This window comes from Serratia sp. CC22-02 (genome assembly GCF_900182895.1).
Classification (GTDB): domain Bacteria; phylum Pseudomonadota; class Gammaproteobacteria; order Enterobacterales; family Enterobacteriaceae; genus Serratia; species Serratia nevei.
This window is the reverse complement of sequence record NZ_FXUD01000001.1, coordinates 191,934-207,217: the sequence shown is the minus strand read 5'-3', so window position 1 is coordinate 207,217 and position 15,284 is coordinate 191,934. Positions and strand designations below refer to the sequence as shown.

Sequence of the window (15,284 nt, the reverse complement as noted above, 5' to 3'; positions counted from 1 at the left end):
GATCGTCTTTTTTTAACCGAAAAAACCGGTCAGCAGGTGACCGGTTTGTGTGACGGGTGGTGTTAAATCAGAACTGGTAAACCAGCTCGTGGCCACGACGTTATCCGTCGGAACACCGGTATATAGGTCTAGGGAGTCATTGTGATGATCTCCCTAAATGAACTCGTGCCAGACTTGACCAGTGTCGGTCAAATAATCATCAAATTGCCTTCTCCCCACATACCAAGAAGTCACCGGACGTAAGTTTCTGGCATCCCTCAGAACAACATCGTTGCGGCTGAAACAGTAGCCTAAAATAACATTTTTATCTGTACTGTTTACTATACGAGAGTACTCACTTGTTGATATTCTCGAAAGGTTTCTGACAGATACCCTCGAGTTCCCTAGACTGAGGGAACGATCCTCGCGACCAAATTGGCGCACAATAAGACTATCGCGCCTGTAAGAGCCTTCCCAGTTAACGCCTCGAGAAGTACCATGGCTTCCAGATAGAATTACTATATCTTTATCATTGGCCTTAGATACAAAGTTGACAGCATCTTTCACATAATCGGCATTTATTACACGGTTACTCGCCATAAGATAGGTCCCATTCTCATTACGAATGGAATCGTCCCACGCTCTTGGATTCTCTTCAGAACCAGAATGGTAATCTATATTAACATGCTCCTCCGCGACTCCGCCTTCGATGCGACCTCTTGTTCTGGGATTGTCCGTCAATGTCCTCTCCATTGAACCGCCCACATCCTGCACCGCCGCCCCCACACCAACGGCGGCGGACGCCGCGCCGGTTCCCAGCGATACCCAGCCCAGAATACGACTGGTTTCGGGATGCGAATTGCTTTCCGCCTGACTGGCAATATTGGTTCCAGCGGACGTCACGGCGAGCAATGCTCCCGCTACCGCCAGCGGTCCGCCAAAGGTTGCGGCCAGCCCCAATCCGATAACGGATGCCACGCCACCGACAATGGCTTGCCAGCGTACGTGATGACCTGTCGGGTCGGTGTGGTTGATGGGGTCGCCCTCACAATAGGCATAGGGATTAATCCCTCCTTTCCCAAACGGGCTCAGGCTGTCAGGAGAGGAAAAACGTTTCAGGTAAGGGTTGTACAGGCGGTAACCGTTGCCCAAATGGTAACCGCCAAGAATCTCGTCCTGACGTTCACCGTTATACCCCAGCACGCTGCCGCCGGGATTATTGATGCTCTGGCCGTACGGATCGTACGTTCCCTGGTCTTGCCGGGCATCCTGCTCTATGCTCAGCACCGAGCCATTGGCATCCGTTCCCGTCAGCCAGACTCCGGGGTTAACGCCGGTGCGGATCTGCGCCAGATTGCCGCCCGGCCCCGTTATCAGCCGAACCTCATCTCCTGCTTTCTGCTGATTCACCAGCGTTGTTCCACGGTAGTGCAGCGCTGTTTCGTCCTGCTGTATCAGCCGGCCCATGGCGTCATATTGATAAACCGTGCTTTGCGATGAGGCATCTTTGAGCTTGCGCGTTGCGCTGGATAAACGCCCTTCCTGGACGGATGAGTAATAGTTCAATGTCCTCGCGGATGCCCCCATGCCATCATCCGTCAGCATGCCATTCAGGTCATATTTCATCGGGATGGTGGTTTCATAGCTTGGATGTGTATGCGTCGCCTGGGTCAGTTGGCAAGGGTCAGCGGGGTTGTTATAGGTGCAAGCCAGTGTATCCTTGCTACCATCCGCAAACGTACTCTGCACCGAGGTAATATTGCCGTAGGCATCATAGCTGAATGACTGTGACGTTATCTGGTTGCCTTGCTCATCTTGCGGCAACTCGCTGCCACTGGCGCTGTAGTTCGTGAGGCGGTTGCGCGGATCATAACTATAGTTTTCCGTACGTACTGCTTGTCCGCCGCGTTTTAGCATTTTCGTTTTAACCTGAGCATTGGAGTACCATTCAGACTCCAGCGTCCAGCTATGGGCACTTTGGTTACTGGTTACCGTACGCAGTTTTTCTCGGCCCAAATTATCCCACTGCACCGTCGTCGTCAGCGTCGCTTCGGTGGACAGATCCTTACTCACCCACTGATTCGGTCGATCTAATTCGTCATACCCAAGCGTTATCATCACATCTTTATCGCTGACCCCCGTCTGACGGCCAAAACCGTCGTAACTCGTTACCGACTGAACTATTTTCGTAACGTCGATGTAGCTCGTGACTTCACCGGCCGCCGTATAGGTGTACTTCGCCGCCACTGTTGCCTGAGAAAAAAGCTCAGCGGATAAGCGGCCCGACGGCGTATAGGTGTTAGTAATGCTGTTTTCCACCTGACTGCCATTCTTGACTTTCGCGGTTTTCAGCTTGCCCGTTGCACGATCATAGGTAAATTCTTTACGCTGCGGGAGTGCGGCACTCTGCGCAAAGGCCAGCTTGCCGCCCAGCGCCGCAATATAGCCGTAGTTGACCCTGTTGTTGTTTGGCGAGGTCAAACTGTCCGGACCGTGCAGGCTACCGGGCGATATGGCACCCTCTTTAAGCTTGGTTCCTGCGCTGTAGCTGGCCGTCCAGGTCCGGCCGCCAGATGTGCGGCTTGTCACCCGGCCTAAACCGTCAAAGTCCTGGGTACCCATGGATACCGGTGCTCCCCGCGCACCCGACTTAGTCTCGTTTTCCGCCGCTACCTGAATGTCGCTCAGCCAGGCTGATGGCGAGGCTTCACTGTAAATTCGGATGATTTGCGTACCGGCACTGATACTGTCGGAATACACTTTGGGCAATGTTGTCGCCGCAATCCGCCCAAACGGATCATAGTCGAACGCCGTTACGCGGCCCAGTTCGTCCGTTTGCCGACGCAGTTGGTTGAGACCGTCGAATTCCGCGCTGGTTGTACTGTCGGCGCTTTGAACGGCGAAATCGGGCGCCGTCGGATCTTTGGTATTGTTATAGACGTCAATTTGTACCGCCACCCGATTAAGATTGTACCGGGTGACCGTCGTGGCGCTGCGGACATTGTTTTTCCCAACGGTATAGGCAGTTATCGTCATGGCTATCGGATCCGTTACACGGTAATGCAGCAGGTCATGCGACGTCGCAACGTGATGTTGCAGCCCCCAGTCATCATAGGACAATGTGCTGGACAGGTTTTGGCTTGCTTTACTCTCCAGATTCCCTGAGCCCATTGGCAGATAGTCACTGTTCGTCACTGAGGTCGGGCGCAACAGGCTGTCATAGCTTCCCGTTTTTAACGTTTTCCAGCTTTGGCTCAGGTCGTCGGCCAGGCAGACGTCTGTGCTCATCATTTTTCCTGCACCGTTGTAGCCGGTACGCACCTGATTATGGTTCGCATCCGTCGCAGTGATGGAGAATGGGGTACTGTTGTCAGCGTTGATATCATAGACCCAGGTTCGCGTATTTTCATAATCCGTATTTTTCGCCGTAATGATCTTGGTCATGCGCCCCAGCATGTCGTACTCCATCACATCTTTCACACCCAGCGCGTCAACCGTTTCCCATACTCGCCCGGTGAAACGCGAGAGCCTCTGCTGATGTGTCAGGCTCAGGCCGTCATGCGTTAACAGGGTGTCAGTCTGGATTAATGCATTGTCCGCCGCATTCAGCGTGTAGGCCGTGCCGTTCGTGGTCTGATACGTCTTCCCCTCCTTTCCTGATGGATAATGGATATCAACCGTCTTAATCAGGCGGCCAAATTCGTTGGTCTTATCTTGTTTGTCCGAGTAGAAGTAGTCATAGTTCGCCAGTAGCTGCTTGCCGCGACAATGGGTTTCGCGGCTCTTCATGATGGTCAGAGAAATCGCCTCTTTTGCATCATCCGGCGTTTCCATGCCCACGTAAGCATAAGTGGTGACCTGCTCGGGGCTCTTGTAGCCGCCGGTCAGTCGGGGCGTCGCCGTCATTGTCTTGATAAACCGTATAAATCCGTTTGGTTCCGCTGGACAGCCAGTCCCGGCGGCGGCATCCGCCGTCTCCCCTCCAGCGGGATAATATGTCCAGACGATGTCGGTGCCGATGGGCGTGCACACCCCACTGCCGTCTTTCGATACTGTTGATTTTTTTAGCGGGTTCCCCGAGTCATCAAATGTGGTGCTGGTGATTTCACTGCGAGTTTTTGCCGATGTACCGCTGCCTCTGGTCCAGGTGGTGGTGGTGGTTTTGGGCAACTGATAGTTTGATGGCTGAACGTCAAACGTCGCGTTCTGTGCAATATGATATTCCGTAAGTTGCGCGGTAACGCAGTCGTTGCGTGTGGTCACCTGGGATTCGAGCAGGTGATAATTGTTATAGGTTCGAACGGTGGTCGTTTGTACCCCGGCATCGTCGGTGTACGTCTGGGTGGAGCTGTATTTATAGTCGCTTGCCGCACTGTAGAGATTATCTTGCTGCGCCTCCCAGCCTATAGATGAACCATAACCAAGAAAATTGTGGTCGGAATAATCATATTGCTGCGTCTGGGAAAACGACATGTCCGCCGTTGTTATGCTTGAGACACACGGCAACGGGGGGAAGCCAGCCCCTTCCGGAAAGCGTTGCGCATTATCACCGCAAAGGTAAGTGACGCTTTCCCTGAGCCCGCCTGGCCAGGTCAATGAGGTCGCCCACGGCCCCCAACTGTTTCCACTTTGTTCCAGCAGGTCATAGCCAATATTCCAGGTTAATGATGTATCTTTTTCACCCAGGCCATTACACCACAGCTCCGTCAGGTGATATTCATTATCCAGGGTTAACCAAACGTCGTACCCTTCCGTCTGATCAGGCAACACGTGCAGAACGGCGGAGTTTCCCGTGTATTCCAGGGTAAGTAAGGATATACCTGCCTCATCGGTAATATTGCTCAGCCGTAACGGGCCGCAGGAGACATCCCAATGTAGCGTGATATTGTTGCCGCTTGGCGTGAATATCTGGCTAGGAACGCAGAAACCGCCAATCTGCCCGAGCAGCTCTACGCTGCCATCTTTATGCAGAATACGATAGTTGTCTTCCGACATATCGAACCTGAAATTGTCGAGTTTTTTTTGCTGAATGCCGCCGTCAATGACCTGATAGCGTTCACCGGTGGCAAGCGTAAGCAACCCGGACTGAGCGTCACCGTGATAAGAAGACAGCCCGAGAGCAAAACCAATGCCGAAACCGATATCGGTGGTATTGAGAGGAGAATAACTGAGCGACAGAGGCAGGACCGGCCCCCGGCGATCGTTGGCAACCAACTGACCCAGGGTAATATTGATGCCGTATAGACCGGTACGCGGATCTACCCCCCCGGATACGGCGCTGATAAAGTTACTGGCTTGGGTGAAAAAGGCAGAGTCGTCACTCATGTGATTTTATCCTGTTTATAATGATAAGCGCCTTCAGTTGAAACCGCGGCAACAAGCAGGAGGCGATGATTTTATTTTATAGGTTTAAAAGACCACTGTAATGCAGGGAGGTTAGGGATATCTTCCGGGCTGTAATATCCGTCACCATAGACATGATAATAACCCCTCGTATGTGTGGAGGTTTCGTTTTCCGCTCTTAAATAGATATTTCCCGCGTAGGTGGCGATCCCAAATAGTTGTTGTGACCACAAAGGTTTTAAACTGAATGACGTCCAGTTATCATTGAGATTGCCACAAGGGATCATTTTAAAATCCTTGCCGCTTTTATTGCCCCGCATTAAATACCTCTCGGTATTCGTGCTGTATAGACTGAATATCGTGCGGCCAGGGGACTTGACCGGTGAGAGTGTCCATTTATAGTAATTGCTTAATCCGTCCTGGTGAGTTTGCGCCTCCTGGTTGTTCCAGATAAACATGTTACCGGAATGGTTGTTAACTATTGCTACGGGATAGTTTGTATTGATAACGTTATTCTGATTTCCACTACAGGGAGACCACGATGTATCGTTTAATAACTGTGCATAATTGGGCAGGTCAGGGCTCAGATAAAACGCGCCGGAATTTCCATTTTCATCATAAACCGTGATTTTGTTGGCGCTGCATCGCTGTCCCTCGGCATAATCCGTGTTCACGCTGAAAATCAGACTGATTCTTATCTTATCGCTTTCATCGCCAATATTTATGAGAGTCACATCGTTCTGGTCGGTTTCCGACGGAGAGATGCCAACAATTGGACGATCTTTTGGTGGCGAATTTTTTTGCGTTGACGGCCAAACATATGCGTCGGTACGATAACCGTTAATGGTACGCGTACTGCACGGGGACATAAGATTATTCGATTGTTTCTGCGGTGGGCATGAAATTTGGTAGTAAAGCTTACTTCCCGCACCGCTTACTCCAGGATCAATGCTGATGACGCCGTTATACTGCCGCCAGAAGTTATTGATCGAATCAATGCTCGAGTCCCAGGTATCGCTGCTGCCGCTATGGGATACCGGTTGCCACGAGCAGACAAAATTGTCGGGATAATAAGTTACTGTGGGGTTTGCGATAATGGTAAGGGGAGCCTCGCTAATGCCCTTTGGCGCATCATAATAGCTGCTGGCACCCGGTCCCGTCGGGGTGATCTTAACGCCTATTTGAAGACTGAGCATTTTTGGGCTTTTACACAGAACGTAATAGATCACTTGAGCACGATTGGTTGGTGTCACCGCATTGTTGGCTGCGCTTGACACAACCAGAAATTGATTAGGCTTATCCGTATAAGCCCAACCGTCACTCCAACCGTCAGGGGAAAGGTTATCCATAGTGGGGCAACTGGTTAACCTCTTTAATTCATTGTGTTTTATATCATTGTATACAATAAGCGTTGTGGCTTTTTTTAGCGTGGCAACGTCAGGCGTGTTTTTGGCCGGGAGGTTTTTATCCGACGTGCTGTTTCCATTCAAAAGGTCAAAGCTGACATAAACCTTTATCATATTGAGCCCATTACCAAAAATTTGCACGGGACTTGAATCCGCATCCGTTCTGATTTGGATGTTACTTACTGCCATCCACTGTGTGGAGACATCGGACGTTACAAGTTCACTCACATGATTTGATTTATTTTCCATTGCATCACCCCTTTATTATCGTTAAAGGAAAAATAATTTTTCGCCACAGAAAGCACAACATACTTGCAGTTTAAATTATTAAATAAATAATCAATTGCAGTATATTTGGCGTACCTAATTCAATAGAATAGCTTTAAAATAAATTAATGCTTTAATTATTTGTTACGGACGTAGGAAAATAGCCATATAAATTCATGTACTAATCAATATAAATTAATAAGATAATTATTGCATAGGAAATGGTTTTTAGTTTTCAAAATGTATCCATTAATGGGATGTCCCTATCTATTTATATAACAATGGTTTCTTTTTTTTAAATTATAAAAACGGACCTGGTACGTTCTATTCATCCATGAAACGACCGTGTTATGGACGCTATCCTGTGACGTTCACTATCGGTCTGCAATCCGCATGGCTGGGGTCGGTGCGGATAAATGCAGGTTCATTTGCAGGTATTGTGGGTCTGAGACCAGCGCTGGTTGCAGTTAATGTGGGCTGAAAATCTGGAGTAAATGCAGGTTTGCCCATTTATAAATGCAGGTCGCTACACTTAGCGTTTCGCTTAGGATCGTATCTCTTCCGCCAATGCCAACGTCAGGAACGGCCCCGACAGCGTCTGGTTGTGGTGGCGAATAATGGCCTCGGCGGCGAGGGGAGCGTCAAGAGGCTCCCCCCGCCATGTCAACCGGCGAAAATATGCGCCTGGCCCATCACGTTGAGAGTGACCTGAGAACCGGGCTGCAGGCCTTCGCGGCTGACGGTTTTGATCTCGATTTGCGCGCCGCCGGCGGCCATTTGCAGGTTGAGCGTAGAGACGAAGCCGGCGAAATCGATGCCGGTGATCACCGCCTGGCCGTGCTGCGCCGGATCTGACAAACCGATTTGAATCTGCTCCGGGCGCAGCATGATGCGCGCCGGGCCGCTGCGTTGCCGATCGTCGACGGCGATGCGCCCCAATGCGCAGTCGGCCCAGCCGTGCGCCAGTTCGGCGGTCAACACCAGCGTTTCGCCAAGGAAGCTGGCGGTCGGCTCATCGACCGGCCGCAGATAGAGATCTTGCGGCGCGCCCACCTGCGCCAGCCGGCCGTTGCGCATCACCGCTACCTGATCGGCGAACGACAGCGCTTCGCTCTGATCGTGGGTGACCAGAATCGACGCCACCTTGGCCTCCGTCAGCAGTTCGGCGACCGCTTTGCGGGTGGCGGCGCGCAGGCCGGTATCCAGCGCCGAGAACGGTTCGTCCAGCAGCATCAGCCGGGGTTGCTGCGACAGGGCACGCGCCAGCGCGACCCGTTGCTGCTGCCCGCCGGACAATTCGTGCGGCCACAGAGCGGCCAGACGGCGATCCAGCGCCACCATCTCCATCAGCGCCTCGATGCGCCGCTGTTTCTCACGCTTGCTGCCTTTAAGGCCAAAACCGATGTTGCCGGCGACGGTGAAGTGCGGGAACAGCGCGCCATCCTGCGGGACGAAGCCGATGCCGCGCAGATGCGCCGGCACCCAGCCGCCGCCGTTGCCCATGGCTTGCCCCTGCAGCAGGATCTGGCCGCCGTCGGGAATTTCAAAGCCGGCGATGATGCGCAGCAGGGTGGTTTTGCCGGAGCCGGAAGGGCCGACGATCGCCGTGCGGCTGCCGGCGGCAACCTGCAGGTCGATGTGTTCCAGCACCCTGATGGCGTTATAAGATTTTTCGATACCGTGCAGTTCGAGCGTGCTCATAGTCCCGCCGTGCGTTTAGATTGAGAATAAAGAAGCCAGGTGAGCGGCAATGACAGCGCCACCATAATCAGCGCATAAGGCGCGGCGGCGACGTAGTCTATCTCGCTGGTCAGCGCCCAAAATCCGGTGGCCAGCGTGCGGGTGCCGTTCGGCGCCAGCAACAGCGTGGCGGTCAGTTCATTGGCGATCGCCAGGAACACCAGCGCCGCGCCCGCCGCGGCACCCGGCGCCGCCAACCGCAGCGTAGTGCTCCACAGCGCCTGCGCCGGCGATTTGCCGAGGCTACGCGCCACGTTTTCCAATTCCACCGGCGCCTGTGCGATGCCGGCGCGCAGGTTGATCAGCGCCCGCGGCATAAACATCAGCAAATACGCCAGCAACAGGGTGATTTCGGTTTGGTAAATCGGCCGGAAGCTGTGAATGGTGATGGTCACCAGGGCCAGCGCCACCACGATGCCGGGCAGCGAGCTGGTCACGTAGTTACAGCCTTCCAGCACGCGGTACAGCCGGGCCGGATAGCGTACCGACAGCCAGGCCATCGGAATGGCGCACAGCGTGATCAGCAACGCGCCGACGCCGGACAGCGACAGCGTTTGCCACAGCGCAGGCCACAGCTCGGCGTTGCGCCACACCTCGAATCCCCCCAGCCACAGCCAGCGGGCCAGGGTAATGAAAGGCACGCCCAGCGCCAGCGCGGTCAGCGAAATCGGCAGCAGCAGCGCCAGCGCGGCGAGCGGCAGCGAAAGGCGACGCGGCGTTTGGCTGCGGGCGCTGCCGGAACCGACGCGGGCATAGCGCGCGCGGCCGCGGCTGAGAGCCTCAAGCAGCAGTAACCCGAGGCAGCACAATACCAATACGCCGGCCAGCATGTTGGCCGCCGGGCCGTTGAAGGTCGACTGGAACTGATCGAAGATCGCGGTGGTGAAGGTATCGAAGCGGATCATGGCATACAGGCCATACTCCGCCAGCAGGTGCAATGCGATCAGCAGGGAACCGCCCCAGACCGCCAGCTTCAGCTGCGGCAGCACCACGCGGAAAAAGACCGTCAGCGGCCGGGAACCGAGCGAGGTGGCGACGTCTTCGATACCGGGATCCAGACGGCGCAGGACGGCGGCGGCCGGTAGGTAAATAAACGGGAAATAGGCGAGCACCGAGATGAAGACCCCGGCGCCCAGGCCGTGCATCGACGGCACCAGGCTGATCCAGGCATAGCTTTGCACAAAGGCCGGCACCGCCAGCGGCGCGGTGGCCAGTACCGCCCAGAGACGGCGGCCCGGCAGCGTGGTGCGCTCGGTCAACCAGGCCAGGGCCACGCCCAGCACGGCGCAGATCGGCAGCGTCAGCACCACCAACAGCAGGGTGTTCAACAGCAGTTCCGCCACGCGCGGGCGGAAAACCAGAGCGTTGACCGTTTGCCAGCCGGTTTCAAACGCCACGCCGATAACGAATCCCAGCGGCAACAGCGCCAGCAGCGACAGCAGCACGGCGCTGGCCACTACGATCGCCCCCGGCCGCTGATGACGGGGGACAACAGAATAACGCCGCGCGGTCTGCGCGGCGTGGGTACTCAGGTTTGACATAACGATCAAAAACTCTCGGTTTGCCGGCGGGCCTTACAGCAGGCCGGCTTCGGTCATCAGTTCGACCACTTTTTTACTGTTCAGCTGCGCGGCATCTACTTTCGGTGCGTCCAGATCTTTCAGCGGCACCAGTTTCGGGTTGGAGGCTGCGCCGATGCCGACGGCGTATTCGAAGGCGTTGTTGGTGCGCAGGATCTCCTGGCCCTGTTTGCCGGTGATCCACTTGATGAACGCCTGCGCCTGCTGCTGATGCTTGCTGGAAGCCAGCACGCCGCCGCCGGAGATGCTGACGAACGCGCCCGGATCCTGATGTTTGAAGTAGTACAGCTTGATGTTGTTGCTGTTCTCGCCGGTTTTAGCGCCATCCACGAACGGGTAGTAGTGATAGATCACGCCGCTGTCGACCTGGCCGGCATTGACCGCTTTCATCACCGTGCTGTTGCCCTTATAGGCGGTGAAATTGGTTTTCATCGCTTTCAGCCACTCCAGCGTCGCTTTCTCGCCTTTCAGCGCTAGCAGCGCGCTGACGATCGCCTGGAAATCGGCGCCCGACGGCGAGGCGGCCCAGCGGCCTTTCCATTCCGGCTTGGCCAGGTCCAGCAGCGACTTCGGCAGCTGTGCTTCGGTCAGTTTGGCCGGGTTGTAGACGAACACGGTAGAGCGGGCGGCGATGCCGGTCCAGCGGCCGTGGCTTGGGCGATACTGCGGTTCCACCTGGGCCAGCGTCGCGGCGTCCAGCGGGGCGAACAGCTTGGCGTTATCCACCAACACCATCGCCGGGGAGTTTTCCGTCAGGAACACGTCGGCAGGCGAGGCGCTGCCTTCCTGCACCAGCTGATTGCCCAGCTCGCTGTCGCCGCCGTTGCGCAGCGTGACCTTGATGCCGGTGTCTTTGGTAAACCCGTCGACCCAGGATTTGACCAGGTTTTCATGTTGGGCGTTGTAAATGACGATGCCCTGATCGGCCGAGGCCGCCTGAGCGCCGAAGGCCAGCATCATCGAGGAGGCGAGCAGGGCGACGGGGCCGAGAGATGAAATACGCAGCTTCATGCAGTTATCCTTTTAGCGTTCGAATGAGGAAAACGAATATCGCCTGGCAAGCGCAAGCAGGCCGATTTTAGCCAAGAACATCAATAATGATAGTGAAAACGATTCGTATTAAATTATTTTTGACGATCGCTCACAAAATGAATTGCCCTAAGGATAAGTTAAGTTTCGGCTGGAATAATCTGTATTGATTGTCTGAATTTATTTCACCGCCGGTTCGCGACGTTCCTGTTCGGCGATGCCGGCCGCCACGTCCTCCCGCTTGTTTTCGTCAGTATTCGCCACTATTCCGTTGATAATGAAAGAAATTCAACACCGCTTTTGGTTATGACTCATAGCGATTAATGATTTAATTTATTCCACTGCCACATTGCATATTGAACGCGATAAAACACTTAACAGGGATATCGACGTGAAATATTCATTTAATGACAAGAAATTGGCTGGTTTAATCCTCCTGGCTTTTAACGCGACGGCAGCTCAGGCTGCCGACGTACCGGCGGGCGCTAAACTGGCGCCGGTACAGGAATTGGTGCGCGCCAACGGGTATGAACCGGCGACGCTGGATCCGAACCTGGCCGAGAGCAATGTGGAGTTCTACATCTTCAACGATTTGTTCGAAGGTTTGCTGCGCGTCGGGAAAGACGGCGAAGCGATCCCGGCGCTGGCGCAGAAATGGGAGCATCAGGGCAACGTCTGGACCTTCCATCTGCGGCCGCAGGCCAAATGGTCGAACGGCGATCCGGTGACCGCCGACGATTTCGTCTACAGCTGGCGGCGCCTCACCGATCCGAAAACCGCGTCGCCGTACGGCAGCTATCTGGCTTCGGCCTACGTGCTTAATGCGGCGGCGATCAACGCCGGCAGCAAACCGCCGAGCGAGCTGGGCGTCAAGGCGCTGGACGCGCATACCCTGCAGGTGACGCTGTCGGAGTCCAACTCCTACCTGCTCAAGCAGCTGGTACATTTTCCGGTCTTGCCGGTTAACCGCAAGGTGGTGGAACAGTACGGCAAGAACTGGACTCAACCGGCGCATTTTGTCGGCAACGGCGCATTCCGTCTCAGCCAGTGGGTGGTGAACGAAAAGGTGGTGGTGGAGCGTAACCCGCAGTATTGGGACAACGCCAACACCGTGCTCAACAAGGTGACGTTCTTGCCGATACAGGGCTTCCCGGAAGTGGCGCGTTTTCGCGCCGGCGAGGTTGAGTTGGGGTATACCACGCCGCCGGAGCTGTATCAGCAGCTGAAAAAAACGCTCGGTGAGCAACAGCTGGTGACCTATCCGCTGCTCTCCACCAGTTATTTTGCCTTCAACAACCGCCAGGCGCCGTTTAACGACCTGCGGGTGCGCCAGGCGCTGAATCTGGCGCTGGACAAAGAGATTATCGCCGGCAAGGTGCTGGGATACGGCCAACAGCCGGCCTGGACCTTTACCCCAACGGGGGCGGGCGGCTATAGCCTGCAGCCCGGCGCGGCGGCCGGCTGGACGCCGGAACAACGGCACGCCCAGGCGAAGCAACTGCTGGCGCAGGCCGGTTTCAACGCCGAGAACCCGCTGCGGTTTACCGTGCTGTACAGCAATGACGCCACCATCAAGAAGATCGTCATCGCCGCCGCCGCCATGTGGAAAAAGAACCTAGGGGTAGAGGCCAGCTTGCAAAGCCAGGAGCGTAAAGTGACGCTGGATAATATCAACCGCGGGCAGTACGGCGTGGCCTTTACCCGCTGGCTGGCAGATTACAACGATCCATCCACCTTCCTGAACGTGTTCCGTTCCGACAGCAGCGAGAACAGCCCCAAATACCATAACCCGGACTATGACCGCATTCTGCATCAGGCGACGGCGGCGCAGACGCCGCAGCAGGTGCAACAATATTTCCAGCAGGCTGAGGCGGTGCTGGCCGCCGATACGCCGGTGGCACCGGTGTACTACGAGGCTAACGCCACGCTCATTAAACCTTACGTGAAGGGGATCGACTTTACCCGTCAGGGCGCCTTGTACGATAAAAACGTCTATCTTCTCGAGCACTGAGAAATAAAAAACGGCTGATTTATATCAGCCGTTTTTATAGATTCGTGTTTAATAACATTATCCTAAATACTCCATAAACGACGGGCAATCTTTTCTTCCCGCTGAAGAAAACACCGCCTATACTGCGCCGGTAGTTTATATGCAGTATCTCGTTTGGCGAGGCTCCTATACAAACACAGGTTACTGATCTGACGACATCGAGAGATGCCCAAGGTTAAGACAGGCTTTATCGGATTAAGGTTCAGCCCAAAGTAACTTCCGAGCAACAGTTCGGATACGTTGTATAGTGCTAAAACCTGGACGCGGAGATAGGCAGTCTGCACTCCCTCTGTGGTTACGCCCCTATGCGATTCGCTGTTGAAGTTCAAAACAGAAATAGGGACTGACAATGATCAAGTCACATCAACATTATTCTTCTCCGGCGCTGAGCGCGACTGAAACTCTCGACGAGACCTCGGTCGCCGGCTATATGAACGCCGATTTTATTACTGTTCCCGCGACGATGACGGTCAATCATGCCCGGGAATATTTACTTTCACAGCTAAAAACGGACGAAATTCCCACCCGGGTATTTATTACCGCGGACGATTATCATCTGCGCGGCACGCTGTCGGTGAAAAAACTGCTGCAGTGCGACGAGCAGGATAAAGCGGTCGGCGTGATGATGGACCACAGCTATTTTCAGGTTTCGCCCGACGACGATCGCAACGACGTGGCGCATCTGCTCGGCAAGGGCGGCCTGGACGTGGTGCCGGTCGTGGCGAACAACACGCTGGTCGGCGTGCTGGGGGAGCGAGAGATCGCCCGCCTGGTCGAGGATGAAAACACCGAAGACGCGCAGCGCCAGGGCGCGAGCCTGCCGCTGGACAAGCCTTATCTGGAGACCAGCCCGTGGGCGCTGTGGCGTAAACGATCGGTGTGGCTGCTGATGCTGTTCGTCGCCGAAGCTTACACCGGCAACGTGCTGAAGGCGTTTGAAGATCAGCTCGAAGCGGCGATCGCGTTGGCGTTCTTCATCCCGCTGCTGATCGGCACCGGCGGCAACAGCGGCACCCAGATCACCTCGACGCTGGTGCGCGCCATGGCGCTGGGTGAGGTCAGCCTGCGCAACCTGGGCGCGGTGATCCGCAAGGAAGTGACGACCTCGCTGCTGATCGCCGTCACCATTGGCCTGGCGGCCTGGGTACGCGCCTGGATCATGGGCGTCGGCATGGAGGTGACGTTGGTGGTCAGCCTGTCGCTGGTGGCAATCACCGTGTGGAGCGCGATTGTCTCGTCGATCATTCCGATGCTGTTGAAACGTCTCGGCATCGATCCGGCGGTGGTATCGGCGCCGTTTATCGCTACCTTTATCGACGGCACCGGCCTGATTATTTATTTCAAAATTGCCCAGCAGGTATTGGGTATTTAACCGCGCTCCGCCCGATGTTGCGGGCGGAGATGTAAAGCCTTAATGAGGAGGACGTTAAAAAACATGGATACCGACCAACCCCGATATTTAACGCAAGGGGCTTTTATCGATAACATTTAACCTGAGGACAAAATAATGGGAAACATGACTATTTTTATGGGATTCCTGGCAATGATCAGCTCACTGGGCCTGTTAGCGGCCTATATGAGCACCAAATGGGATGATTGATGAACGCAAAAGATCCGCCTAGATGCATCCTCCCCGTAACCGCTATTTATTATGGGGAGGATTTTTAGCGGCGCGCCGAACGCGCGGCCTGATACGGGAGTTGATAATAATGACGATTCTTATTCTGGGATTGCTCTACGCCATTTTAATGATCTCGGTGGGCGTTAATGAGATTTATTTTTATTCCACCGGAAAATCCAATTTTCTTACTAGCCTCATGCTGACATTTTCTGGCAGTATGCTGCTGATCGCCTTTGTCTGGCAATTATCCTCTAAAGTAAAAAAATAAA

9 protein-coding genes and 1 riboswitch are annotated in these 15,284 nt (G+C 54.7%); of the genes, 4 read left to right on the top strand and 5 right to left on the bottom strand.

Going from position 1 to position 15,284, the window contains the following annotated elements; all coding sequences use genetic code 11:
* Positions 1-153 precede the first annotated feature (153 nt).
* The 5 genes from QOL81_RS00930 to QOL81_RS00910 form a co-directional block, all read right to left on the bottom strand.
* Positions 154-5,304, bottom strand: a complete 5,151-nt coding sequence (locus QOL81_RS00930; RefSeq protein ID WP_060418769.1) for an RHS repeat-associated core domain-containing protein — start codon at positions 5,302-5,304, stop codon at positions 154-156.
* A 71-nt stretch (positions 5,305-5,375) separates the two neighbouring features.
* Entirely contained in the window at positions 5,376-6,977 is a 1,602-nt protein-coding gene (locus tag QOL81_RS00925; RefSeq protein WP_283439573.1) for a hypothetical protein, read from the bottom strand.
* A 681-nt stretch (positions 6,978-7,658) separates the two neighbouring features.
* Positions 7,659-8,696 carry an ABC transporter ATP-binding protein gene (locus QOL81_RS00920; RefSeq protein ID WP_060418771.1) on the bottom strand — a complete coding sequence of 346 codons (1,038 nt, stop codon included), beginning with the start codon at positions 8,694-8,696 and terminating at the stop codon, positions 7,659-7,661.
* Positions 8,693-10,276, bottom strand: coding sequence for an ABC transporter permease (locus QOL81_RS00915; RefSeq protein ID WP_070915172.1), 1,584 nt, complete (start codon positions 10,274-10,276; stop codon positions 8,693-8,695). The genes QOL81_RS00920 and QOL81_RS00915 overlap by 4 nt, the downstream gene beginning before the upstream one ends.
* Before the next feature lie 33 nt (positions 10,277-10,309).
* Positions 10,310-11,326, bottom strand: coding sequence for an iron ABC transporter substrate-binding protein (locus QOL81_RS00910; protein ID WP_070915174.1), 1,017 nt, complete (start codon positions 11,324-11,326; stop codon positions 10,310-10,312).
* A 409-nt stretch (positions 11,327-11,735) separates the two neighbouring features.
* On the opposite strand from QOL81_RS00910, the gene QOL81_RS00905 reads away from it, so the two are divergent.
* The 4 genes from QOL81_RS00905 to QOL81_RS00890 all read left to right on the top strand — a co-directional run bounded on the left by QOL81_RS00905 (position 11,736) and on the right by QOL81_RS00890 (position 15,283).
* Positions 11,736-13,355: an ABC transporter substrate-binding protein gene (locus QOL81_RS00905; RefSeq protein ID WP_283439572.1), complete on the top strand. Its 1,620-nt coding sequence runs from the start codon at positions 11,736-11,738 to the stop codon at positions 13,353-13,355.
* A gap of 141 nt (positions 13,356-13,496) precedes the next feature.
* Positions 13,497-13,670: riboswitch (M-box (ykoK) riboswitch) on the top strand.
* Positions 13,671-13,743: 73 nt separating this feature from the next.
* On the top strand, positions 13,744-14,766 hold the full coding sequence (locus QOL81_RS00900; protein ID WP_049199101.1) for a magnesium transporter: 1,023 nt from the start codon (positions 13,744-13,746) through the stop codon (positions 14,764-14,766).
* 135 nt (positions 14,767-14,901) lie between these two features.
* A complete protein-coding gene (mgtS, locus tag QOL81_RS00895) occupies positions 14,902-14,994 on the top strand; it encodes a protein MgtS (protein ID WP_004938109.1) in 93 nt (30 codons plus the stop codon).
* A gap of 109 nt (positions 14,995-15,103) precedes the next feature.
* Positions 15,104-15,283, top strand: a complete 180-nt coding sequence (locus QOL81_RS00890; protein ID WP_004938106.1) for a hypothetical protein — start codon at positions 15,104-15,106, stop codon at positions 15,281-15,283.
* Position 15,284: the final 1 nt, after the last annotated feature.